A 23,265-nucleotide genomic window follows, 5' to 3' on the forward strand; every position below is an offset into this window, starting at 1 on the left:
CCCGGGACCTCACGACACGACAGGGAACGAGGGAGCCGATGGGCGAGGCGTCCGCCACGGAGCCGGAGCGGCGCGACGAGGAGGCCACGGGTGACGGAGCCATCGCCACCCGCGCGCTCACCAAGCGCTACCGCGGCGGACAGCTCGCCGTCGACGGTCTGCACCTGACCGTCCCGGAGGGCAGCGTCTTCGGCTTCCTCGGCCCCAACGGCTCCGGCAAGACCACCACCATCCGCATGCTGATGGGGCTGATCGAGCCGACCTCCGGCACGGCGCACGTCCTGGGGCGCCCCATGCCGCGCTCCGCGCGCGCCGTGCTGCCCCACGTCGGCGCCCTCATCGAGGGCCCGGCCCTGTACGGCTTCCTCTCCGGCCGCGACAACCTCCTGCGCTACGACGCCGCCGACCCGACCGCCGATCCGCGCACCCGGCGCGCGCGCGTCGCCGCCGCCCTGGACCGGGTGGGCCTCACGGCCGCGGCCGGCAAGAAGGCGAAGGCGTACTCCCTCGGCATGAAGCAGCGCCTGGGCCTGGCGTCCGCCCTGCTCCAGCCGCGCCGGCTGCTCGTCCTGGACGAGCCGACCAACGGCCTCGACCCGCAGGGCATGCGGGAGATCCGCGCACTGGTCCGTGAGTTGGCCTCGGACGGCACCACCGTCTTCCTCTCCTCCCACCTGCTCGACGAGATCGAGCAGGTGTGCACGCACGCCGCCGTGATGGCCCGGGGCCGGCTGATCACCCAGGGCCCGGTCGCCGACCTGGCCGCGGGCGCCCGGGGCCGGCTGGTGGTGACCACACCGGACCCGGCGGACGCGGCCCGGGTGCTCAAGGAGCAGGGGATCGCCGATGTCGTCGTGGCCGGGGAACGGGTGACCGGCGAGGCGCCCGGGCGCGACCTCGCCGAGGTGAACGCCGCACTGGTCACCGCCGGTGTCCGGGTGCGCGGCTTCGGGGTCGAACGGGCCTCGCTGGAGGACGCGTTCGTGGCGCTGACCGGGGAGGGCTTCGATGTCGCGGGCTGAAGCGGCGCGGAAGGCGAGCCCGCTGTGGGCCCTCGGACTGCTGCGCAGCGAGCTGCTCACCACCTTCCGGCGCTGGCGCACCCTCGCCCTGCTCGGGGTGCTGGCCGCCGTACCGGTCCTGGTCGGCATCGCCGTGCGGATCGAGACCGGTGACGGCTCGTCGGCAGGTGGCGGGGGCGGCGGGAGAGGACCGGCGTTCATCTCGCAGATCACCGGCAACGGCCTGTTCCTGGTCTTCACCGCGCTCGCCGCCACGCTGCCGTTCTTCCTGCCCATGGCGATCGGGGTGGTCGCGGGCGACGCCGTCGCCGGCGAGGCGAACGCCGGCACCCTGCGCTACCTCCTGGTCGCCCCCGCGGGCCGCAGCCGCCTGCTGCTCACCAAGTACGCGACGGTCATGGTCTTCTGTCTGGTCGCCACCCTCGTGGTCGCCGTGTCGGCGCTGGTCACCGGTGCGCTGTTGTTCCCGCTGGGCGACCTCACGACCATCTCGGGCACCCGGATCAGCTTCTCCGAGGGGCTGGCCAGAGCCCTGCTGATCGCCCTGGTCGTCGCCGTGTCACTGATCGGGGTGGCGGCGCTCGGCCTGTTCGTCTCCACACTGACCAACAGCGGCATCGCGGCGATGGCGACCACGGTCGGACTGCTGATCACGGTCCAGATCCTCGACCAGATCCCCCAGCTGCACGCCCTGCACCCCTACCTCTTCTCCCACTACTGGCTGTCCTTCGCCGACCTGATGCGCGAACCGGTCCACTGGGACGACCTGACCAGGAACCTCGGCCTCCAGGCCCTCTACGCGGCCGTGTTCGGCTCGGCGGCCTGGGCGAGGTTCACGGCGAAGGACATCACCGCATAGGGAGACGCGCCGGCACGGGCGGGCCGGGGCGTGACGGTTCGGTCCGTGGGCGACTCGAAGGCGTGTCCCGTCCTGCGGACCACCGACGAGGCCGAGGCCTGCCGGCAGGCCAAGCAGCCGTGCGCGCTGCTGGAGCACATCGATGACAAGGCATGGCTGTCCGCCGAGACGCGGACGCCCGGGGACGTGCGGCGGATGGCCGAGATCGTCCCCGGAGCCGATTTCGACTACGTGGACGCCCGCACCGATCCGGCAACCGGTGGCTTCCTCCTCTTCGACCTCGACGTGACGCGACTGGGCGACGCCGGACTCCGGGCGCATCTGCCGCTGGACTTCCCGGCGGGCGCCGGGCGCGGGACGTCGAGGAGCGGTTCCTGGCCGCTCCGGGCGACGGGACGGCGGTCATCGAGCGGCACGGCCGCCGGCCGGACGACCCGGAGACCGATTCCCACGGGCACTGGAACTGCGACGGAATCCGGATCGTGTTCCACGACGACGAGGCGCAGCACGGCGACAGGCGGACCGAGGACCACACCGTCTTCGTCCACGTGGCCAAGCCCGGCGATCTCGAGCGCCCGGCGCCTCGCCGCGCACATCGGCGGCGAGGCGCGGCTCGGCCGGTGGGGAGCGGAGGTCAGCCGGCCTCGTGGGGGAAGCGGGCGAGCGGCGCGTCCTGCGCGAAGAACGTCTTGGCCCGCACCAGCGCCTCCGCGTCCCTCAGCACGTCCCCCGGCTTGCTGCCGTTGCCGAGGAGCACCCCGCCGAAGCGCATCCCCATGTACGCGGCCGAGTTGTTCAGCGTGCCGATCAGCGGGTCGGCGACCTGGGGTTCCTCGTGCGCGAGCGCGGTGACCCCCCAGAGGGTGCGTCCCGCCAGGGTCGCCTTGAAGTCCAGGCCGGGGGTGCGCAGCCACCCCGACCAGTGGTCCAGGTAGCGCTTGGTCTGCGCGGACACCGAATACCAGTACAGCGGCGAGGCGATCACCACGTCCGTCGCCGCCAGGGTGGCGTCCAGCAGCAGGGCCGCGTTGCCCCCGGTGGGGCGGACGTGGTCGCTGTCGTGGCGCAGGTCCTGGAATTCGGGCAGGGGGTGGGCGGCGAGGTCGATCCACTGCTGCTCCACGTCCGGAGGCAGCTGTTCGGCGGCTCTGCGGGCCAGCAGTTCGGTGTTTCCGTCAGGGCGGGCGCTGCCCAGGACGAAGAGGAAGCGACGGTCCATGGTCATCCCCAAGTGCTCGGCGCACATCAATTACAGGCATCTGCATCATATGCACATGCATCTATATGTCAAAGGGGTCGAGCGGTTCCACGGGCTGCCCGGCCGACGGCGGCCCCGCGCCGCTCCGCCTCCGCCGCCACCGCGAGCAGCAGGTCCTCCCGCCCGCGCGGCGCGACCAACTGGAGTCCCGCCGGGCAGCCGTCGGCGCCGAACCCGGCCGGGAGGCTCAGCGCGGGGTGTCCGCTGACGTTGAACGCCCAGGTGAGCGCGGTCGAGTAGATCTCGCCGGGGCCGTCGTGACCGTGTGGCGCGGTGGGTGTCGTGGGCGTGAGCAGCAGGTCGGCACGGGCGAAGAGGGCGTCCAGGCGCCGGTCGTTCTCCGCCCGGACGCGGTGGGCGCCGGCGGGGTCGGCGCCGGGGGAGCGCAGGGCGAGCCAGGCGGGCGCGGGATCGAGGAGCTCCGGCGGCGACGAGGGCCGCACGAGCCGTACGAGTCCGGTGTCGGCCAGCCGGCCGACCGCCGCCCGGGCCAGGGCGACGGGCTCCGCGCCGGGACCGGCGAAGCCGAGGTCGGGGGACCAGACGGCGGGGACGGGGAGGGGCGGGGAGGCCTCGACGGCCGTGGGCCGCCCCGACACCGTCCGCCACCAGGCCGCGGCGTCCGAGGCCGTGCGGGTGAGGACTCCGGGCGCGGCGAGGCCCGTACGGTCGGCCGAGGGGAGCCGGCCCCCCGTGACCTTCAGCCCGACGACCCCGCACCACGCCGCCGGGATCCGCACCGAGCCCGCGCCGTCGCTGCCCGTCGCCAGGGGCACCAGCCCGGCCGCCACCGCCACGGCCGCCCCGGCCGAGGAACCGCCCGGCGTACGGTCCGCCCGCCACGGGTTGACGGTACGGCCGTGCGCCCCGAGCCCCCAGGTCTGCCAGGGCGTGCCCGGACCGGGCACCGACGTGGCGCCCACGGCGACCGCACCGGCCGCGAGCAGCGGCTTCGCCGCACGCAGCCCGTGCCGCCCCTTGACCGCGACCGGCACCCCGGCCAGCGGCGGACGTTCACCGGCGGCGACCCGCCTGTCCACCTCGTCCGCCCGGCGCAGCGCCTCCTCGCCCCACACCTCGAGGAACGCGCACAGCACCGGATCGGCCCGCTCGATCCGCGCCAGCGCCTTTGCGATCACGTCCACGGCCCGCAGCCGCCGCCCGCGCACGGCGGACGCGATCCCCTCGACCGGGCCGGACGCACGGGAGCCGGAGCCCCGGCCGGCCGGCACCCGGGCCTCCGGATTCAGCGCACCGCACCCGTCAGCCGGGCCAGCGGCTCCGTCCCGCGGGGCGGCCGGCCGGACAGGTCGCCCAGGCGCCACTCGTCCACCCAGGGCACGCGGTACACGTCGATCACCGACTCGACGAGCCGGATCCGGTGGGCGAGGGGACGCGGCAACCGTCCCGGCGCGTCCGCCACCAGGACCACGGCCTCCAGGTCGGTCCCCCGCGGCGCCTCACCGCGCCGGACCGCGTCCACCGTCGGGAGCACGGCGTCCAGGCCGGCCGCGTGGGTCCGGGCGACGAGCAGCACCGACGGCGGACCGGCGGCGCCGGGCCAGGCGCGTCCGCCGTCATGGCCGCCGTAGACCGCGGCGAGCGTGGAGACGCCCGCGCCGCCGTGCAGGCCGACCCAGGAGAAGCGGCGGGCCGCCGCCCGCGCGGGGGCGGGCTCCGGCGGGGCCGCCTCTGATACCGTCACCGGCCCTCGGATCCAGATCTCCGGTCCCTGTTCCATGTCCCCCATCCTGCTCGCCACCTCGGTCTTCATGCCGCCGGGCGGACGGGAAACCGCCGCGGACGGCCGTTGGGACGAGCCTGTGACAGCGCGGTGACGTGAGAAACGCGGGCGAACGGACACACTCGACGGCAGGTGTACGACCCGAATGAGGGAACGATGTCTCGACTCAGCCGCGAGAAGAAGCGGGAACAGCAGCAGGCCGCGCATGCGGCGAACCTTGCGGCAGCGCCGATCGACGTCCATGTCCCCGTGGGCGGGGCGGGCGCGGGCGGGGCGTCGGTGGGCGGGGTGACGGTGATCGCCGGGCCCGGCGAGGAGATCCAGCAGGCGGTGCTGGACCGCCTCCACCGCATCGCCATCGCCTCCGGCCACGCCGTCCTCGCCACCGTGCACGACGAACGCATCGGCTGCGTCGTCCCGCTCCGGGTCGACCCGGACGGCTCCAGCCACTTCACGGCGCAGCCGGTCCTGACGGCGCGGGCGCGGGAGTCCGGCGCGGACCGGCCGACGCGCCTTCCGCACCCCGCGTCCGAGCCGGCGCCGGAAGATGCGTCCGGATCGGCTCCCGTACGGTACGCCACTCCCGCCTTCGAGCTGCGCCCCGTGCCCGCGCCGGAGGCTCCCCGGGAGGCCGTGCCGACGTTCGGGCCACGGACCGTCCCCGGGGCGGCGGAGGCCGTGCCGCCCGGCACGGTCGTGCCTCCGACGGGCGAGTTCGGCCCGCCCCCGGCCATGGACGCGAGGCCGCTTCCCGGCCGGCTCCGGGCACCCGAGGCCGCACTGGCCCCCGAGCCCCTGCCCGACCCCGAGCCCAAGCCCGCCCCGCCCCGCGGGTTCGACGCCGTGGCGGAGGCGGTGCTCGGTGACGAACCCCCCGTCACCGGCGAGAGCCGCCTCGCCGAACCCATGGCCAGAATCAGCGACGCCGTCCGGGCGGGCAGGATCGACGAGGCGGCCCGGCTGGCCGAGGAGACCTCCGCGGAGGCCTCGGGAACCCTGGGGCCGGAGCAACCGGAGGTGCTGCGGTTGCGCGAACTCGCCGCGTACGTCGCCTACCTGGCCGGTGAGCCGCTGCGCGCCTTCCGGATCTCCCTCGACCTCGCCGTGCTCTGCCGCCGCGCGGGGGACGCGGAGGCCGCCTACGGCAACGTCCGCAGCGCGGCGACCGCATGGCGCGCGGTGCGCGACCCGCTGCTCGGACTGGAGCTCGGGCACGAGCTGATCGCCCTGTGGACCGAGCTCACCGCCGAGGACGGGCCCGCCGCCGACGAGATCGAGGAGCTGGAGTCCGCCCGCGCCCGCATGGGCCGGCTGACCGAACGCGCCCGCGCCCAGCGGTCCTGAGGAGTCTCCACCGCAGGGGAAGAGCGGACGAAGCCCCTAATGCAGGCAGAACTCGTTGCCTTCCGGGTCCGTCAGGACGAGCCAACCCCCGGAAGGCTCCTCCACCCGCCGCAGCACGCGCGCGCCGAGCCCCTCCAGCCGGGCGAGCTCCTCCTCACGGCGTCCCGCGCCGGGATGCAGGTCGAGGTGGAGCCGGTTCTTGACCGTCTTCTCCTCCGGTACGCGCTGGAACAGCAGCCGCCGTCCACGGCCGGTGCCGCTCTCCTCCTCGTAGGGGTCGTCGGGGTGCCGTACCGCCGCCAGGTCGCGCCACGCCCGGCGGCCGTGGGACTCGACGGTCAGCTCGTCCGGGACGGCGCCCGCACTCAGCAGTTTCCCGATGAGCGCGCTGTTGTCCTCGACCACGTACCGGAGGGCGGCGGCCCAGAAGTCGGCCTGCGCGTGCGGGTCGGCCGCGTCGATGACGATCTTCCAGTGCACGGGGGTGGCAGGTGTCTGCGTCATGCCACCAGTTATAGGCCCCCGCTCCGACAGCGCCCGGCTCTACGGCCTGACCTTCACCCGCTCCGCCTCGGCCGCGCCGGGCACGCCCCCGGTGTCCGGTTCCGCAGCCGCGCCGACCGCGCCGGCCGGCGCGCCGGTCCTGGCCGCGCCGGTCCTCCCGGCGAGCGCGCGGGCGGCCCGGCGGGCGGTGCGCAGCGCGTCCCAGGTGAGGAGGGCGAGCGCCAGCCACACCAGGGCGAAACCGGCCCAGCGCTCGGGCGGCATGGCTTCCTTGAAGTAGAGGATCCCGAGCAGGAACTGGAAGACCGGCGCCAGGTACTGCAGCAGTCCCAGCGTGGACAGCGGCACGCGGATCGCGGCGGCGCCGAAGCAGACCAGGGGGAGCGCGGTGACGATCCCGGTCGCGGCGAGCAGCGCGGCGTGCCCCGCCCCTTCGGCGGCGAACGTGGAATCGCCCCGGGCGCCCAGCCACAGCAGGTAGCCGAGCGCGGGCAGGAACTGGACCGCGGTCTCGGCGGCCAGCGACTCGACGCCGCCGAGGTTGACCTTCTTCTTCACCAGCCCGTACGTGGCGAAGGAGAAGGCGAGGCAGAGCGAGATCCACGGCGGCCGGCCGTAGCCGACGGTGAGGACGAGCACCGCCGCGGCGCCCACCCCGACCGCCGCCCACTGGACGGGCCGCAGGCGTTCCTTCAGCAGCAGCACGCCCATCGCGATCGTGACCAGCGGGTTGATGAAGTAGCCGAGGGAGGCCTCGACGACGTGCCCGGAGTTCACGGACCAGATGTAGACGCCCCAGTTGACGGTGATGACCGCCGCGGCGACCGTGATCAGCGCCAGTTTGCGCGGCTGCCGCAGCAGCTCGCCGAGCCAGGCCCAGCGGCGTATGAGGAGCAGGGCGGCGGCCACGAAGAGCAGGGACCAGACCATCCGGTGGGCGAGGATCTCCACCGCCCCGGCGGGCTTGAGCAGGGGCCAGAACAGCGGGACGAGCCCCCACATCCCGTACGCGGCGAAGCCGTTCAGCAGTCCTGTACGCCGCTCTGCGGCCGACTTCCCGGTCACGGAACCCTCCTTCGTGTCCGACGTGTGTCCTGTCCCCCCGCGACGCCCGCGTACGCGGTGTTCGCCGGACGACGGTAACGCCGGACACCCCCGCGTGTCATGTCCGTACCGGCATACGGTCGTGACGGGCGGGGGTGGCGGACGGGGCGGACCTCCGGGTCAGCCCTTGAGCGCGGCGGCGACGGCCTCGGCGAGCGGGGTGGTGGGGCGGCCGGCCAGCCGGGACAGATCGCCGCTGTCGACGACCAGCTCCCCCTTCTCGATCGAGGCGTCCACGCCCGCCAGCACGGCGGCCATCGGCCCGGGCACCCCGGCGCCGGCCAGGATGCCGGTGAGCGCCTCGGGTGTGACCGGGGTGTAGGCGATCTCCTTGCCGGTCTGCCGGCTCAGCTCGGCCGCGTACTCGGCGAAGCTCCACGCCTCGTCGCCGCCCAGTTCGTACGTCGTGTTCTCGTGTCCCTCGCCGGTCAGCACGGCGACGGCGGCGGCCGCGTAGTCGGCCCGCGAGGCGGAGGAGATCCGGCCCTCACCGGCGGCGGCGACGACCGCGGAGTGCTCCAGCACCGGGGTGAGGTTCTCGGTGTAGTTCTCGTGGTACCAGCCGTTGCGCAGCAGCGCGTACGGCACGCCCGAGCCCAGCAGCGCCTCCTCGGTGCCGCGGTGGTCGTCGGCGAGCGCGGCGGTCAGGGTGCCGGGGGCGCTGGTGTACGCGAGCAGGGCGACCCCCGCGGCCTTCGCGGCGTCGATGACGACCCGGTGCTGGCCCACCCGGCCCTTGTCGAACTCGTTGCCGGAGATCAGCAGGACCTTGTCGCCGGCCGCGAACAGGCCGTCGAAGGTCTCGGGGGCGTTGTAGTCGGCGACCGCGATCCGCACCCCGCGCCCGGCGAACTCGGCCGCCTTCTCCGCGCTGCGGACGACGGCGGTGATCCGCTCGGCCGGAACCTTCTCCAGCAGCTGCTCCACGACGTGACGGCCGAGGTGTCCGGTGGCGCCGGTGACGACGATGCTCATGGTGCGGAACTCCTGTGGGGGTGCGGGTGCGGGCGTGCCGCTTCAGCCTAGGAGTTGCGCTAACTAATGGAAAGTACCCACTTTGGAGTAAGGTACTGGCATGGCGGTAAGTGAGGGTGGCCGGCAGGGCGAAGCCGAGGCGATGTGCCCGCACCGGCTGGTTCTGGAGCACGTGACCAGCCGCTGGGGCGTCCTGGCGCTGATCCGGCTGCTGGAGCGCCCGCACCGCTTCAGCGAACTGCGCCGGGCGATCGGCAGGGTCAGCGAGAAGATGCTCACCCAGACCCTCCAGACCCTGGAGCGCGACGGCCTGGTCCACCGCGACGCCAAGCCGGTCATCCCGCCCCGCGTCGACTACTCCCTGACCGGCCTGGGCCGCGAGGCGGCCGAGCAGGTGCGCGACCTGGCCCTGTGGACCGACAAGCGCATGGCCGACGTCCTCGCCGCCCGGCAGGCGTACGACGAGGCCCGGGCGCCGTAGAGCACCCGGGCCTCGCCGTACGCCTGCCGGCGGGACTCAGCCGACGACGGTCCAGGTGTCGCCGCCGGCGAGCAGTGCGGCGAGGTCACCCTTGCCCTGCTGCTCGACGGCGGTGTCGAGCTGGTCGGCCATGAGGGTGTCGTAGACGGGCCGGTCGACGGAGCGGAAGACGCCGATGGGGGTGTGGTGCAGGGTGTCGGGGTCGGCGAGGCGGGACAGCGCGAAGGCCGTGGTCGGGGAGGCGGCGTGGGCGTCGTGGACCAGGATGTCGGCCTCGTTGTCCGCCGTCACCGCGACGACCTTCAGGTCGCCGGTGGCCGGGTCGCGGACGACGCCCTTGGCGTGGTCGGCGCCGAAGCGGATCGGCTGCCCGTGCTCCAGGCGGATCACCGCCTCCTCGGCCTGCTGCCGGTCCTTGAGGACCTCGAAGGCGCCGTCGTTGAAGATGTTGCAGTTCTGGTAGATCTCCACCAGGGCGGTGCCGGGGTGGTCGGCGGCCTGACGCAGCACCTCGGTGAGGTGCTTGCGGTCGGAGTCGACGGTGCGGGCCACGAAGGACGCCTCCGCGCCGATCGCCAGCGACACCGGGTTGAAGGGCGCGTCCAGCGATCCCATCGGCGTCGACTTGGTGATCTTGCCGACCTCGGAGGTGGGGGAGTACTGCCCCTTGGTCAGGCCGTAGATCCGGTTGTTGAACAGCAGGATCTTGAGGTTGACGTTGCGGCGCAGGGCGTGGATGAGGTGGTTGCCGCCGATGGAGAGCGCGTCGCCGTCGCCGGTGACGACCCAGACGGACAGGTCGCGCCGCGAGGTGGCCAGACCGGTGGCGATGGCGGGGGCGCGGCCGTGGATGGAGTGCATCCCGTAGGTGTTCATGTAGTACGGGAAGCGGGAGGAGCAGCCGATGCCGGAGACGAAGACGATGTTCTCCTTCGCCAGGCCGAGCTGGGGCATGAAACCCTGTACGGCGGCGAGGACGGCGTAGTCGCCGCAGCCGGGGCACCAGCGCACTTCCTGATCGGACTTGAAGTCCTTCATCGACTGGCGGCCCTCGGCCTTGGGCACCAGCTGGAGAAGGGCGTTGGCGTCAGTCATCGATGGCCTCCTTCAGCGCCGCGGCGAGCTGCTCCGCCTTGAACGGCATGCCGTTGACCTGATTGTGGGAGCGGGCGTCCACCAGGTACTTCGCCCGGATGAGGGTGGCGAGCTGCCCCAGGTTCATCTCCGGGACCACCACCTTGTCGTACCTTCCGAGCACGTCGCCGAGGTTGCGCGGGAAGGGGTTGAGGTGGCGCAGATGGGCCTGCGCGATCCGGCCGCCCTCCTTGCGGATGCGGCGCACGGCGGCCGTGATCGGCCCGTACGTCGACCCCCAGCCCAGCACCAGGGTCCTCGCCCCGTCCGGGTCGTCGACCTCGACGTCGGGGACGTCGATGCCGTCGACCTTCGCCTGCCGGGTGCGGACCATGAAGTCGTGGTTGGCCGGGTCGTAGGAGATGTTGCCCGTGCCGTCCTGCTTCTCGATGCCGCCGATGCGGTGCTCCAGACCCGGGGTTCCGGGGACCGCCCAGGGGCGGGCCAGGGTCTGCGGGTCCCGCTTGTACGGCCAGAACACCTCGGTGCCGTCGTCCAGCGCGTGGTTCGGCCCCTGCGCGAACCGCACGGTCAGGTCCGGCAGCTCCTGGAGGTCCGGGACGCGCCAGGGCTCGCTGCCGTTGGCGAGGTAGCCGTCGGAGAGGAGGAACACCGGCGTGCGGTAGGTGAGGGCGATGCGGGCCGCCTCCAGCGCGGCGTCGAAGCAGTCGGCCGGGGTGCGGGGCGCGACGACCGGGACCGGCGCCTCGCCGTTGCGGCCGTACATCGCCTGCAGCAGGTCCGCCTGCTCGGTCTTGGTCGGCAGCCCGGTGGAGGGGCCGCCGCGCTGGATGTCCACGACCAGCAGCGGCAGCTCCAGCGAGACGGCGAGCCCGATGGTCTCGGACTTCAGCGCCACACCGGGCCCGGAGGTGGTGGTGACCGCCAGCGAACCGCCGAAGGCCGCCCCCAGCGCCGCGCCGATGCCGGCGATCTCGTCCTCCGCCTGGAAGGTGCGCACGCCGAAGTTCTTGTGCCGGCTCAGCTCGTGCAGGATGTCCGAGGCCGGGGTGATCGGGTAGGAGCCGAGGTAGAGCGGCAGGTCCGCCTGGCGGGACGCGGCGATCAGCCCGTAGGACAGGGCCAGGTTCCCGGAGATGTTGCGGTAGACGCCGGGCGGGAACGCCTTCGCCGCCGGGGCCACCTCGTAGGAGACGGCGAAGTCCTCCGTCGTCTCGCCGAAGTTCCACCCCGCCCGGTAGGCCGCGATGTTGGCGGCGGCGATGTGGGGCTTCTTGGCGAACTTGGCCCGCAGGAACTTCTCCGTGCCCTCGGTGGGCCGGTGGTACATCCACGACAGCAGGCCGAGGGCGAACATGTTCTTGCTGCGCTCGGCCTCCTTGCGGGTGAGGTCGAACTCCTTGAGCGCCTCCACGGTCAGCGTGGTCAGCGGCACCGGGTGCAGGCTGTAGCCGTCCAGCGAGCCGTCCTCCAGCGGGCTGCTGTCGTAGCCGACCTTCTGCATCGCCCGCTTGGTGAACTCGTCCGTGTTGACGATGATCTCCGCCCCGCGCGGCAGATCGGCGATGTTGGCCTTCAGCGCGGCCGGGTTCATCGCCACCAGCACGTCCGGCGCGTCGCCGGGGGTGAGGATGTCGTGGTCGGCGAAGTGGAGCTGGAAGGACGACACGCCGGGCAGGGTGCCGGCGGGCGCGCGGATCTCGGCCGGGAAGTTCGGCAGCGTGGAGAGGTCGTTGCCGAACGACGCGGTCTCCGAGGTGAAACGGTCACCGGTGAGCTGCATGCCGTCACCCGAGTCCCCCGCGAACCTGATGATCACCCGGTCGAGCCGGCGGACGTCCTTCGCCCCCGCCGCCGTGCGCTGTTCCCCTACGACTGTTCCGTCGGCCTGCTCCGCTGTGCTGCTGACCTGACTGGTCACTGAACTGGACCTCCTCGAGGGCGGCTGTCCGGGACGGCCTTCCCACAGGCCTTCCCCGCATAAACCCTACGTCCCTGAGGGTCGCCTTCCTCGGGTCATTCGCATGGTGGACACGGTGTCGAGACGCCCCCGCTCAGGAGTTGAGGTAGGTGAGGACGGCCAGCACCCGGCGGTGATCGCCGTCGCTCGGGGACAGCCCCAGCTTCAGGAAGATGTTGCTGACGTGCTTCTCCACGGCGCCGTCGCTGACCACCAGCTGCCTGGCGATCGCCGAGTTCGTCCGGCCCTCCGCCATCAGCCCCAGGACCTCCCGCTCACGCGGTGTGAGCCCCGCGAGCACGTCCTGCTTACGGCTGCGCCCCAGCAGCTGCGCGACCACCTCGGGATCCAGGGCCGTGCCGCCCTGGGCCACGCGCACCACCGCGTCCACGAACTCACGGACCTCGGCCACCCGGTCCTTGAGCAGATAACCGACGCCACGGCTGGAACCCGCGAGCAGCTCCGTGGCGTAGCGCTCCTCCACGTACTGCGACAGCACCAGCACCCCGATGCCCGGATGTGTCCTGCGCAGCTGCACCGCGGCCCGCACCCCCTCGTCCGTGTGCGTCGGCGGCATCCGCACGTCGGCCACCACGACGTCCGGGAGCAGGTCCTCCCCGTCCAGCTCGGTGATGGTCTTGATCAACGCGTCACCGTCACCGACACCGGCCACGACCTCGTGCCCACGGTCGGTCAGCAGCCGGGTCAGGCCCTCCCGCAGCAGCACCGAATCCTCGGCGATGACCACCCGCACCCTGTCCTCCACGTTCCTCTGCCCCCATGCCCCTGATCCGGGCCGCCCTCGTGGCGGACCCGGTCATCGGGTCCAGCATTCCAGCATCCGGCGGGGGACGTGGCGGGGCGACGTGATGGGGGTGTCGTCGAGGCGGACGGGTGCGGGCCATGGCCCGCACCCGTCCGCCGGTTCCGTCGGTTCCGCCGGTTCCGCCGGCGAAGCCTGCTCGCCGGTCTCAGCCCGTCCTCACCGTGTCCGCTCCGCCCACCACGGCAGTTCGGCGGTCACCCGCGTCGGACCGCCCGCCGGGGAGTCCACCACCAGGACCCCGTCCACCGCGTCCAGCCGCTCCGCCAGCCCGGCCAGCCCGGAACCCCCGGACACCTCGGCGCCGCCCACGCCGTTGTCCACGACCTGGAGCATCAGCCGGTTCTCCGTCCGCCACACCTCCACGGCCGCCCAGGTCGCCCGCGCGTGCTTGCTGATGTTCTGCAGCAGCTCCGAGACCGTGAAGTAGGCGATGCCCTCGATGGCCGACGCGGGCCGCTCCGCCAGGTCCACCTCCACCTGCACCGGCACCGTGCAGCGCGAGGCGACCGAGGACAGCGCGGCGTCCAGCCCCCGGTCGGTCAGCACCGCCGGATGGATGCCGCGGGCCAGGTCCCGCAGCTCCTGCAGCGCCGTCTTCACCTCGCCGTGCGCCTCGTCCACCATCCGTGCCGCGGCCTGCGGATCCTCCCGCAGCTTCTCCTTCGCCAGCCCCAGATCCATGGCCAGGGCCACCAGCCGGGCCTGCGCCCCGTCGTGCAGATCGCGCTCGATGCGCCGCAGGTCCGCCGCCGCCGTGTCCACCACGACCCCGCGGTCCGACTCCAGCTCCACCACCCGCGTGGCCAGCCGCGACGGTCCCAGCAGTCCGTGCACCATCACCCGGTCCACCATCGTCAGCGCCCGCACGATCCACGGCGTGGCGAGGGTGAACAGCAGACCCACCCCCGCGGTCACCGCGATCTCGAACGGGTTGTCCAGATAGATCCGGTGATGCTCGTCGCCATAGAGCTGTATGCCGTCCTGCCCGGTGTACATCGGGAAGACCCAGAACCACAGCGGATACGTCAGCAGCGACCAGCCCACCGACCAGACGGTCACGGTGACGACGAAGGAGAGCACCGCCCACGGCAGCTGCAGCACCGCGTACAGCAGGGCCCGCCAGGAGGCGCCGCTCTTGAGCACGGCCCCGATCCACGCCATGAACCCCTGCCGCCTCATCCGCAGCGGGTCCGGCTCACCCACCTCCAGGCCCAGCAGCCCCCGCGCCCGCGCCCGCTCCACCGCCCCGAACCCGCGGCAGCCGGCGAGCGCCGCCGCCAGCACCGGGACACCGAGGAACGTCACCAGCAGGCCCGCCCCCAGCGACACCATCGTGACCGCGTAGGTGAACAGCAGGATGCTGATCGGCAGGCTCAGCAGCACGTACCCCAGCTCGCGCCAGGTGCGTCCCTCGACCGGCGCCCGCAGCGCGGCCGGCAGCCGGTGCCGCCGTCCCTCGGCGTGCCCGGGGTGTCCGGGCTCCGTGGGGAGCCCGTAGGCCTGTCCGTAGTCCGTGGCCATCGGCTTCGTCCTTCTCCTCGTCCGGCGGCTGTGCTGTCGTACCTCCAGACTCCTGTGCCGCAGGCCGGCGGACCATGGAGGACGTCGCAGTCTTGGGAGGGGGGTTTTCCCTACCCCCGGCCGCGGACGGACGCCTCCTCGGCCGTCCTCCCGGCCCTGCCCGTGTCCTCGGCCAGGGCACCGGAACGGTCACGCCACGGCAGCTCCGCCGTCACCGTCGTCGGACCGCCCTGCGGCGAGTCCACGACGAACAGCCCGTCCACCGCGCCCATCCGGTCGGCGAGACCCCGCATGCCCGTCCCGCCGTCCAGGCTCGCGCCCCCGCGCCCGTCGTCCCAGACCTGGATGAGCAGCCGGCCCTCCGACCGCCACACCTCCACCGAGGCCGACCTGGCCCGGCTGTGCTTGCTGATGTTCTGCAGCAGCTCCGAGACGGTGAAGTAGGCGATGCCCTCGATGGCGGCGGCCGGCCGCTCGTCGAGGTCGACCGTCACCCGCACCGGCACCGTGCAGCGCGAGGCGACCGAGGACAGCGCGGCGTCCAGCCCCCGGTCGGTCAGGACCGCGGGGTGGATGCCGCGGGCCAGGTCCCGCAGCTCCTGCAACGCCAGCTTCACCTCGCCGTGCGCCTCCTCGACCATCGAGGCCGCGGCGTCGGGATCCTCCAGCAGCTTCTCCTTGGCCAGGCCCAGACCCATCGCCAGATTGACCAGCCGAGCCTGCGCCCCGTCGTGCAGATCGCGCTCGATGCGCCGCAGGTCCGCCGCCGCCGTGTCGACCACCACGCCCCGGTCGGACTCCAGCTCGGCGATGCGCCGCTCCAGTTCGTCGGAAGGCGACAGCAGACCGCGCACCATCGCCCGGTCGGCGTTGGTCAGTGCACGCACGACGAACGGCAGCACCGGCCACAGCACGAACAGACCGGTCAGCGTGACGGTGAAGGTGAGGACGCCCCACGGCAGCCGTATCAGCTCGTACAGCATCGTGCGCCAGCCCACCGGGTCCCGCAGCGCCATCCACAGCGACTGCCAGAACCCTTCGGCACCGCCGCCCCACGGCAGCCGGCTCGGCTCCTCCACCCGCACCCCGAGCAGCTTCCTCGCCCGTGCCCGCTCCATCCGGCCCAGCAGCCGGGAGCCCATCAGCCCGAGCGCGAGCAGCGGGAACCCGATCACCGTCACGGTCAGCCCGGCGCCGGTGAACAGCACGGTCACCGTGTAGACGAAGCCGACCAGCGACGCCGGCAGGTTCGCCAGGAGATGGGCGATCTCCTTCCAGGTGTGCGCGTCGTACGCGAAGCGGGCCGGTGGCGGGCGGTCGCCGCGATCGTCCGGCTCCGCGACTGCCGTCACGGGCGCGCCCGGACTCGGGAAAGGTTCGGTCATGGACATAGCGTGCCCAAAGCCGGGGGCCCGCGCCATGAGGTGGACCGCCAGGACGCACTGAGGAAAACCCCACCCCCGCATGCCGAGCGGTGACGGGCTGCTTACGGTGCATTTATGAGGGCCTAGACTCCCGTGCGTACGGATCGTCGAACCGTGACGTCCACCGGTACGGATCACGGGCACGGCACGGGCAGGGGCCAGGGCGCCGATCAAGGGAGTGAGGGGCGGACGTGCGGGAAACGACCGTCGTCGCGGCGGACTACTTCCAGTCCTACTCGGTCGTCGGACTGCTCGCCGTCGTCGGCCTGCTGTTCGTCGCCGTCGCCTTCGGGGCGGGACGCCTGCTGCGGCCGGTGGTCCCCACGCCCGAGAAGCTCCTGACGTACGAGTGCGGAGTCGACCCCGTCGGCGAGGGCTGGGCCCACACCCAGGTCCGCTACTACGTCTACGCCTTCCTCTACGTGATCTTCGCCGTCGACTCGATCTTCCTCTTCCCCTGGGCGACCGTCTTCGCCGCCGACGGCTACGGCGCGACCACCCTCGTGGAGATGTTCGTCTTCCTCGGCTTCCTCGCCGTGGGTCTGCTGTACGCATACAAGAAGGGCGTCCTGACATGGACGTGAACCCTGCCGCCCCCGAGCCCGTCCTGCTCCCGGAACCGAAGCGGCTCGGCGCGCTCGCCCGGCTGGCGCCCGAGCCGATGAAGGTGGTCCTCAACTGGGGCCGCCGCTACTCGCTGTGGGTCTTCAACTTCGGCCTGGCCTGCTGCGCGATCGAGTTCATCGCCGCGTCGATGGCCCGTCACGACTTCATCCGCCTCGGCGTGATCCCCTTCGCGCCCGGACCGCGCCAGGCCGACCTGATGGTCGTCTCCGGCACGGTCACGGACAAGATGGCGCCCGCGGTGAAGCGCCTCTACGAGCAGATGCCCGAGCCCAAGTACGTCATCTCCTTCGGCGCGTGCAGCAACTGCGGCGGCCCGTACTGGGACTCCTACTCCGTCACCAAGGGCGTGGACCAGATCATCCCGGTCGACGTCTACGTCCCCGGTTGCCCGCCCCGGCCCGAGGCGCTGCTCCAGGGGATCCTGAAGCTCCAGGAGAAGATCGCCCGGGAGTCGCTGGGAGAGCGGTACGGATCCGGCGGCGGCGCGCGGCCGTCCGCGGCGGCGCTGCAGAGCGGGCTGGTCCGGCCGCCGGCGCCGTCCGGCGAGGGGGAGGGCCGATGACCGCGGTCGGCTGGCTCCCCACCGACGCCGAGGAACTGTTCGGTACGGAGGCCACGGCGGAGGAGTCGTACGGCGTCCTGACCGTCGACGTACCGCCCGCCTCCTGGATCACCGCCCTGGAGGCCGCGCGCGACCGGGTCGGCTGCACCTTCTTCGACTGGCTGAGCGCGGTCGACGAACCCGGCACCGGGTTCCGCGTCACGGCGCACGTCGCCGCCCTGGCTCCGGTACGGCGCCTGCTGCTGCGCACCACGGTGCCGCACGAGGCCCCGGTGCTGCCCTCCGCGGTGGACGTCTACGCGGGCGCGGCCTGGCACGAACGCGAGACGCACGAGATGTTCGGCGTCGACTTCACGGGCCACCCGGGCCTGGACCACCTCCTCCTGCCGGACAACTTCGAGGGCCACCCCCTGCGCAAGGACTTCGTCCTCGCGGCCCGGGTCGCCAAGGCCTGGCCCGGCGCCAAGGAGCCCGGGGAGCCCGCGGCGCACGGCGGCCCCAAGCGTCGCCAGATGCTTCCCCCCGGCGTCCCCGACCCGAACGAATGGGGCCCCCTCAAGGGCCAGCTCCCCCCGGCCCCGGCCCGCTCGGCCCGGAGCACGGGCAGGACGGCGGCAGGCGCGACACGAGCGGCAGGGGACCGCCCGCGCCGCACCCGCACGGCGTCGGAGGGCTCCGCGAGCCAGTCGGCCGACCCGCAGGCCCCCGCCCAGCCCACGACCCGGCCCCGCCGCACCCGCACGGCGGCGGAGGGCTCCGTGAGCCAGACTGCGGAGGCGCCCCCCGAGCCGACCGCTCCTCCCGAGCCGACGGCCGCCCCCGCACGACGTGCGCGGAGCGCGAGCGAAGGGTCGGCGTCGCAGCGTTCCGGTCCTCCCGCGGCCGGCGGCCCCCGCCGGGCGCGCACCGCGTCCGAGGGGTCCGCGAGCCGGCGCGCCGCCTCGAAGGCTCCGGAGCCGTCCGACGAGCCCGCGGCAGCCGACGGCGCGTCCGCCCCCGTGCCCACCGAGGACCGCCGGGACCGAAAGCCGCCCGCCGCTCCCCGCAGCCCCGACGCCCCCTGGCACCACGCCCGAGCTGCCTTCGCCCAACCCGAGTCGAAGGCGGAACCCGACGCCGGCCCGGCCCGCGAGGCCCGGGGGGACACGGCTTCGGACACCGGCTCGGAGCCCGAAGCCGGCGCCGGGCCCGACGCCGATGCCGGCGCGGCCCCCGAGCCCCGCTCGGAGTCCGGGAGCGACCCCGAGAACCCCGTCCCCGAAGACCCCTCAGGAGGCCCGCGGTGAACGACGTGCTCGACGTCGCCCTGCGACTCCTGGTCGTGTTCGTCGTCTTCCTCACCTTCCCCCTGATCGTGGGTCAGGCCGAGCACAAGGTGATGGCCCACATGCAGGGCCGCCTCGGCCCGATGTACGCCGGCGGCTTCCACGGCTGGGCCCAGCTCATCGCCGACGGAGTGAAGTTCGCGCAGAAGGAGGACGTGGTCCCGGCCGGCGCGGACCGACGCATCTTCCAGCTCGCCCCCGCCGTCGCCCTCCTGCCATACCTCCTCGTCCTGCTCGCCGTCCCGATCGGACCGGGCGAGGGCGCGGTCGGCCAGGTGATCGACGCGGGCGTGTTCTTCGTCCTCGCCGTCATGGGGGTCGGCGTCCTCGGCTCGCTCATGGCCGGCTGGGCCTCCGCCAACAAGTTCTCCCTCCTCGGCGGCCTGCGCACCGCCGCCCAGCTCCTCTCCTACGAACTCCCGATGCTGCTCACCGCCGCCTCGGTGGCGATGGCGGCCGGCACCGTCTCCCTCGTCGGCATCCTCGACGCGTTCGAGTGGTGGTGGCTGCCCTGGCAGATCACCGGCGCGCTCGTCTTCTTCGTCGCCGGCCTCGCCGAACTCCAGCGCCCGCCCTTCGACATGCCGGTCGCCGACTCGGAGATCATCTTCGGCGCGTACACCGAGTACACCGGTCTGCGCTTCGCCCTCTTCCTCCTCGCCGAGTACGCCGGGATCGTCGTCCTGTGCGGTCTGACCACCGTCCTCTTCCTGGGCGGCTGGCACGGCCCCTGGGGCGCCGACGGGCTCGGCTGGGTCTGGACCCTGCTGAAGACCGCGGTCCTCGCCTTCGTCGTCATCTGGCTCCGCGTCACCTACCCCCGCATGCGCGAGGACCAGCTCCAGAAGTTCTCCTGGACCCTCCTCGTCCCCCTGTCCCTCGCCCAGATCGCCCTCACCGGCGTCGTCAAGGTGGTGTTCCTCTGATGGCCCCGATCCCCGGCTCCGGCCTGGCCAAGGGCCTGGCCGTCACCCTGCGGACGATGACGAGGAAGTCCGTCACCGCCCCGTACCCGGACACCCAGCCCGACCTCCCGCCCCGCACCCGCGGAGTGATCGGCCTGTTCGAGGAGAACTGCACGGTCTGCATGCTGTGCGCCCGCGAGTGCCCGGACTGGTGCATCTACATCGACTCCCACAAGGAGACGGTCCCGGCGGCGGCCCCCGGCGGCCGTGAACGCAGCCGCAACGTCCTCGACCGCTTCGCCATCGACTTCTCCCTGTGCATGTACTGCGGTATCTGCATCGAGGTCTGTCCCTTCGACGCCCTGTTCTGGTCCCCGGAGTTCGAGTACGCCGAGACCGACATCCGCGACCTCACCCACGAGCGCGACAAGCTCCGCGAGTGGATGTGGACCGTCCCGGCCCCGCCCGCCCTCGACCCCGGCGCCGAGGAGCCGAAGGAACTCGCCGCCGCCCGCAAGACCGCCGAGAAGCTGGCCGCCGCCCAGGCCGCGGAGACGGCGGCCCCGCCCTCGGCGCCACCGGCCGGCGCCGAGCCGCACGCCGACGAACAGGCCCGCGCCGCCGAGTCGCCCACCCGACCGGCGGGCGAGTCGAAGCAGCAGACGGACCAGCCACGGCAGGAGGGCCGGGAATGACCCCCGCAGCGACTCTCGGCGGCCTCGCGACCGGCACCGTGAACCTGGCGGCCGAGTCCCGCGGTTTCCTCTCCCCCACAGGGGTGGAGATCGCCTTCCTCCTCGTCGGCCTGGTCACCTTCGGGGCCGCCGTCATCACCGTCACCACCCGGCAGCTGGTGCACGCCGCCCTGTGGCTGGTGGTGGCCCTCGGCGGCCTCGCCGTCGAGTACCTCCTGCTCACCGCCGAGTTCATCGCCTGGGTGCAGGTCCTCATCTACGTCGGTTCCGTGGTCGTCCTCCTCCTGTTCGGGCTCATGCTCACCAGGGCCCCCATCGGCCGCTCACCGGACGCCGACTCCGGCAACCGCTGGGTCGCCCTCACCGTGGCCGTCGCCGCCGCGGCGGCCCTGGTCTGGGTCGTCGTCGACGCCTTCCGCACCACCTGGATCGACCTGGACGGCGCCCCCGCCGGCTCCACGGACGTCACCGGGGCGAGTCTCTTCCAGCACTGGGTCCTCCCCTTCGAGGCGCTCTCCGTCCTCCTCCTCGCCGCCCTCGTCGGCGCGATCGTCCTGTCCCGCAAGGCGAAGGCCGACGCCGCGTCCGGCGCGACGGAAACCCGGCGCGACACGGAAGGGGCCCGCTGATGCACCTCGCCTATCCCGCCGTCCTGTCCGCCCTCCTCTTCTGCACCGGCCTGTACGGCGTCCTCGCCCGCCGCAACGCGATCCTGGTCCTGATGTCGGTCGAGCTGATGCTCAACGCCGTCAACCTGAACCTGGTCGCCTTCGACGTCTGGCTCAGCCGGACCGCAGAGGAGACCCTGCACTCCGGCCAGGCCCTCACCCTGTTCACCATCGCCATCGCCGCCGCGGAGATCGGCATCGGCCTGGCGATCGTCCTCGCCGTGTACCGCAACCGCGGCACCTCGGACATCGACAAGCTCCGCGACACCGCCGAGGGCCACGAGCCCGACGGTTCCGACAGCGACGCCACCGGCCGCGAAACCCCCGTGCCCCGGACGGCCGGCGAGAAGGCCGAGGCCACCGCGTGACCACGACCACCCTCGCCGTCCTCGTCCCCCTCCTTCCGTTCCTCGGCGCGCTCGCCGGGCTGCTCCTGGGCCGCACGGCCCCCGGCTTCGTCCGCCCGCTCGCCGTCCTGCCGACGCTCGCCTCCCTCGCGCTGGCCGCCACGGTCGCCTGGCGCCAGGACGGGGACCAGACCGTCGACGCCGCGACCGAGCTCACCCCCACCGGCTCGGTCCCGATCGAACTCGCCCTGTACATCGACGGCTTCGCCGCGCTGACCGCCGTCCTGGTCACCGTCGTCGCCGCCTGCGTGCAGATCTACTCGACGGGCTACCTGCGCGACGACCCGCGCTACCCCTCCTACGCCGCCCTCGTCTCCCTGTTCACCTCCGCGATGCTCCTGGTCGTCTACTCCGGCGACCTGATGGTGCTGCTGGTCGGCTGGGAAGTCATGGGCATCTGCTCCTACTTCCTCGTCGGTCACTACTGGGAGACCCCCGAGGCCCGCGCCGCCTCCCTCAAGGCCTTCCTGGTCACCAAGCTCGGCGACGTCCCCTTCCTCATCGGCCTGTTCGCCCTGGCCACCGACGCCGGGTCCTTCCGCATCACCCGGGTCCTCGGCGCCGTCGCGAACGGCGGCATCGAACACCCCACGCTCATCGCCCTGCTGCTCCTGGCGGGCGTGGCCGGCAAGTCGGCGCAGTTCCCGCTGCACACCTGGCTCCCCGACGCGATGGCGGGCCCCACCCCCGTCTCCGCGCTGATCCACGCCGCGACCATGGTCGCCGCCGGTGTCTACTTCATCGCCCGTCTCCTCCCGCTCTTCGAGACCTCGCAGGCCGCGATGACCGTCCTCGCCGTCATGGCCGCCGTGACCATGGCCGGCTCGGCGCTCGCCGCGCTCGCCCAGGACGACATCAAACGCGTCCTCGCCTATTCGACGATCGGTCAGCTCGGCTACATGACCGGCGCCCTCGCCGTCGCCGACCGCGGGGCCGCCGTCTTCCACCTCCTGTCCCACGGCGCCTTCAAGGCGCTGCTGTTCCTCGCGGCCGGCGTGATCATCCACGCCGCCGGCACCAACTCGCTGGCCGCCATGTCCCGCATGGGCCACCTGCGGGACCGAATCCCCGACGCCTACTGGACGATGACCGTGGCGCTCCTCGCCCTCGCCGCGATCCCGCCGTTCAGCGGCTTCTTCTCCAAGGAGGCCGTCCTCGGGGCCGCCGAGCACGTCGTCACCGGCCACACCGAACACGCGCCCGCCGCGGCGGGCTGGACCGTCCTCCTCGCCGGCCTCGTCACCGCCCTGCTGACCGCCGCGTACGCGATGCGCCTGTGGCTGCTGGCCTTCCACGGGTACGGCGCCGAAGCACCCGACCACGGCAGGCAGCCGCTGACGATGACCGTGGTGCTGTGGGCGCTCGCCGTACCGTCCCTCGCGCTCGGCGGCCTCGCCTTCCGCGCGCTGCCCGGCTGGTTCGACGGCCACGACCTGACCCCGACCCTCACCACCTCCGTGCTCGGCACGGGCGTGGCCCTGGCCGGCGGCATCATCACCTACGCCGTCTGGCGGCACACCACCGCGCACGCGGCGGCCCGGGTCCCCCTCGGCGCCGTCGCCGCCCACCCCGAGGGCGACGCCGGGCTGGTCGAGGCGGAGGCCGTCGCCACCCACGAACCGGCCTACGGGGACATCGCGTACGCACCCGACCCGTCGGACCCCGGGCGGCTGCTGCTCGGCCCGCTGCACCGCCCCGCGGCCGCCGGCTTCCACCTGGACGCCCTGTACACGACGCTCTTCGTCCGCCCGGTCCGGGCCGGCGCGAGCCTCGTGCGGTTCCTCGACCGCGAGGTCGTCGACACCTACGTACGCGGCGCGGGCACGCTGCCCCGCTGGCTCGGCGCCGCCGTACGGCGGGCCCAGACCGGCAATCTGCAGACCTATGTGAGCGTGCTGCTCGCCGGCACCGTCGTCCTCGCGGTCGCCGCCGTCCTCGTCGCCACCGGAGCGTGAGCAG

Annotated in this window: 23 protein-coding genes; 12 read left to right on the forward strand and 11 right to left on the reverse strand. The window is 73.1% G+C overall.

What is annotated here, in order from left to right; all coding sequences use genetic code 11:
• The first annotated feature begins 38 nt into the window (after positions 1–38).
• Positions 39–1,022: an ABC transporter ATP-binding protein gene (locus ACZ8ZB_RS19770; protein WP_470739020.1), complete on the forward strand. Its 984-nt coding sequence runs from the start codon at positions 39–41 to the stop codon at positions 1,020–1,022.
• Positions 1,009–1,881, forward strand: a complete 873-nt coding sequence (locus ACZ8ZB_RS19775) for an ABC transporter permease (RefSeq protein ID WP_470739021.1) — start codon at positions 1,009–1,011, stop codon at positions 1,879–1,881. The genes ACZ8ZB_RS19770 and ACZ8ZB_RS19775 overlap by 14 nt, the downstream gene beginning before the upstream one ends.
• A 634-nt stretch (positions 1,882–2,515) precedes the next feature.
• Here the strand turns inward: ACZ8ZB_RS19775 and ACZ8ZB_RS19780 are convergent.
• The 3 genes from ACZ8ZB_RS19780 to ACZ8ZB_RS19790 all read right to left on the reverse strand — a co-directional run bounded on the left by ACZ8ZB_RS19780 (position 2,516) and on the right by ACZ8ZB_RS19790 (position 4,880).
• A complete protein-coding gene (locus tag ACZ8ZB_RS19780) occupies positions 2,516–3,100 on the reverse strand; it encodes a flavodoxin family protein (protein ID WP_470741532.1) in 585 nt (194 codons plus the stop codon).
• A 68-nt stretch (positions 3,101–3,168) separates the two neighbouring features.
• Positions 3,169–4,284 carry an amidase family protein gene (locus ACZ8ZB_RS19785; RefSeq protein WP_470739022.1) on the reverse strand — a complete coding sequence of 372 codons (1,116 nt, stop codon included), beginning with the start codon at positions 4,282–4,284 and terminating at the stop codon, positions 3,169–3,171.
• A 101-nt stretch (positions 4,285–4,385) separates the two neighbouring features.
• On the reverse strand, positions 4,386–4,880 hold the full coding sequence (locus tag ACZ8ZB_RS19790) for a DUF6668 family protein (protein WP_470739023.1): 495 nt from the start codon (positions 4,878–4,880) through the stop codon (positions 4,386–4,388).
• 159 nt (positions 4,881–5,039) lie between these two features.
• Here ACZ8ZB_RS19790 and ACZ8ZB_RS19795 point away from each other — a divergent pair, with 159 nt between their 5' ends.
• Positions 5,040–6,227 (forward strand): tetratricopeptide repeat protein, encoded by a 1,188-nt coding sequence (locus tag ACZ8ZB_RS19795; protein ID WP_470739024.1) that lies wholly within the window; start codon positions 5,040–5,042, stop codon positions 6,225–6,227.
• A gap of 36 nt (positions 6,228–6,263) precedes the next feature.
• On the opposite strand, the gene ACZ8ZB_RS19800 is transcribed toward ACZ8ZB_RS19795, so the two are convergent.
• From ACZ8ZB_RS19800 to ACZ8ZB_RS19810, 3 genes are all read right to left on the reverse strand, one after another.
• On the reverse strand, positions 6,264–6,731 hold the full coding sequence (locus ACZ8ZB_RS19800) for a VOC family protein (RefSeq protein ID WP_470739025.1): 468 nt from the start codon (positions 6,729–6,731) through the stop codon (positions 6,264–6,266).
• Positions 6,732–6,770: 39 nt separating this feature from the next.
• Positions 6,771–7,796: an EamA family transporter RarD gene (gene rarD / locus ACZ8ZB_RS19805; RefSeq protein WP_470739026.1), complete on the reverse strand. Its 1,026-nt coding sequence runs from the start codon at positions 7,794–7,796 to the stop codon at positions 6,771–6,773.
• 159 nt (positions 7,797–7,955) lie between these two features.
• A complete protein-coding gene (locus tag ACZ8ZB_RS19810; RefSeq protein WP_470739027.1) occupies positions 7,956–8,810 on the reverse strand; it encodes an SDR family oxidoreductase in 855 nt (284 codons plus the stop codon).
• 100 nt (positions 8,811–8,910) lie between these two features.
• On the opposite strand from ACZ8ZB_RS19810, the gene ACZ8ZB_RS19815 reads away from it, so the two are divergent.
• Positions 8,911–9,291, forward strand: a complete 381-nt coding sequence (locus ACZ8ZB_RS19815) for a winged helix-turn-helix transcriptional regulator (protein WP_470739028.1) — start codon at positions 8,911–8,913, stop codon at positions 9,289–9,291.
• Between the two features lie 36 nt (positions 9,292–9,327).
• Here ACZ8ZB_RS19815 and ACZ8ZB_RS19820 read toward each other — a convergent pair whose 3' ends face one another.
• The 5 genes from ACZ8ZB_RS19820 to ACZ8ZB_RS19840 form a co-directional block, all read right to left on the reverse strand.
• The gene (locus ACZ8ZB_RS19820; protein ID WP_470739029.1) at positions 9,328–10,386 is read right to left on the reverse strand and encodes a 2-oxoacid:ferredoxin oxidoreductase subunit beta; all 1,059 of its coding nucleotides are present in this window, start codon (positions 10,384–10,386) and stop codon (positions 9,328–9,330) included.
• Positions 10,379–12,307, reverse strand: coding sequence for a 2-oxoacid:acceptor oxidoreductase subunit alpha (locus ACZ8ZB_RS19825; RefSeq protein ID WP_470739030.1), 1,929 nt, complete (start codon positions 12,305–12,307; stop codon positions 10,379–10,381). The genes ACZ8ZB_RS19820 and ACZ8ZB_RS19825 overlap by 8 nt, the downstream gene beginning before the upstream one ends.
• Positions 12,308–12,440: 133 nt before the next feature.
• Positions 12,441–13,100 carry a LuxR C-terminal-related transcriptional regulator gene (locus tag ACZ8ZB_RS19830; RefSeq protein WP_470741533.1) on the reverse strand — a complete coding sequence of 220 codons (660 nt, stop codon included), beginning with the start codon at positions 13,098–13,100 and terminating at the stop codon, positions 12,441–12,443.
• A 228-nt stretch (positions 13,101–13,328) separates the two neighbouring features.
• The gene (locus ACZ8ZB_RS19835; RefSeq protein ID WP_470739031.1) at positions 13,329–14,693 is read right to left on the reverse strand and encodes a sensor histidine kinase; all 1,365 of its coding nucleotides are present in this window, start codon (positions 14,691–14,693) and stop codon (positions 13,329–13,331) included.
• A gap of 110 nt (positions 14,694–14,803) precedes the next feature.
• Positions 14,804–16,078: a sensor histidine kinase gene (locus ACZ8ZB_RS19840; RefSeq protein WP_470739032.1), complete on the reverse strand. Its 1,275-nt coding sequence runs from the start codon at positions 16,076–16,078 to the stop codon at positions 14,804–14,806.
• Between the two features lie 230 nt (positions 16,079–16,308).
• Here ACZ8ZB_RS19840 and ACZ8ZB_RS19845 point away from each other — a divergent pair, with 230 nt between their 5' ends.
• The 8 genes from ACZ8ZB_RS19845 to ACZ8ZB_RS19880 are packed head-to-tail and all read left to right on the forward strand — an operon-like array spanning position 16,309 to position 23,261.
• Positions 16,309–16,701 carry an NADH-quinone oxidoreductase subunit A gene (locus ACZ8ZB_RS19845; protein ID WP_030823404.1) on the forward strand — a complete coding sequence of 131 codons (393 nt, stop codon included), beginning with the start codon at positions 16,309–16,311 and terminating at the stop codon, positions 16,699–16,701.
• Positions 16,692–17,306, forward strand: coding sequence for an NADH-quinone oxidoreductase subunit B (locus tag ACZ8ZB_RS19850; RefSeq protein WP_384709419.1), 615 nt, complete (start codon positions 16,692–16,694; stop codon positions 17,304–17,306). The genes ACZ8ZB_RS19845 and ACZ8ZB_RS19850 overlap by 10 nt, the downstream gene beginning before the upstream one ends.
• Complete coding sequence (locus tag ACZ8ZB_RS19855; RefSeq protein ID WP_470739033.1) at positions 17,303–18,592, forward strand: NADH-quinone oxidoreductase subunit C; 1,290 nt, start codon at positions 17,303–17,305, stop codon at positions 18,590–18,592. The genes ACZ8ZB_RS19850 and ACZ8ZB_RS19855 overlap by 4 nt, the downstream gene beginning before the upstream one ends.
• Complete coding sequence (locus ACZ8ZB_RS19860; protein WP_470739034.1) at positions 18,589–19,557, forward strand: complex I subunit 1/NuoH family protein; 969 nt, start codon at positions 18,589–18,591, stop codon at positions 19,555–19,557. The genes ACZ8ZB_RS19855 and ACZ8ZB_RS19860 overlap by 4 nt, the downstream gene beginning before the upstream one ends.
• Complete coding sequence (locus ACZ8ZB_RS19865; RefSeq protein WP_470739035.1) at positions 19,557–20,231, forward strand: NuoI/complex I 23 kDa subunit family protein; 675 nt, start codon at positions 19,557–19,559, stop codon at positions 20,229–20,231. The genes ACZ8ZB_RS19860 and ACZ8ZB_RS19865 overlap by 1 nt, the downstream gene beginning before the upstream one ends.
• Complete coding sequence (locus ACZ8ZB_RS19870; RefSeq protein ID WP_470739036.1) at positions 20,228–20,860, forward strand: NADH-quinone oxidoreductase subunit J family protein; 633 nt, start codon at positions 20,228–20,230, stop codon at positions 20,858–20,860. The genes ACZ8ZB_RS19865 and ACZ8ZB_RS19870 overlap by 4 nt, the downstream gene beginning before the upstream one ends.
• Positions 20,860–21,267 carry an NADH-quinone oxidoreductase subunit NuoK gene (gene nuoK, locus ACZ8ZB_RS19875; RefSeq protein WP_470739037.1) on the forward strand — a complete coding sequence of 136 codons (408 nt, stop codon included), beginning with the start codon at positions 20,860–20,862 and terminating at the stop codon, positions 21,265–21,267. The genes ACZ8ZB_RS19870 and nuoK overlap by 1 nt, the downstream gene beginning before the upstream one ends.
• A complete protein-coding gene (locus ACZ8ZB_RS19880) occupies positions 21,264–23,261 on the forward strand; it encodes an NADH-quinone oxidoreductase subunit 5 family protein (RefSeq protein WP_470739038.1) in 1,998 nt (665 codons plus the stop codon). Before nuoK ends, ACZ8ZB_RS19880 begins: the two co-directional genes overlap by 4 nt.
• Positions 23,262–23,265 lie beyond the last annotated feature (4 nt).

This window comes from Streptomyces sp. 12E (assembly GCF_055633275.1).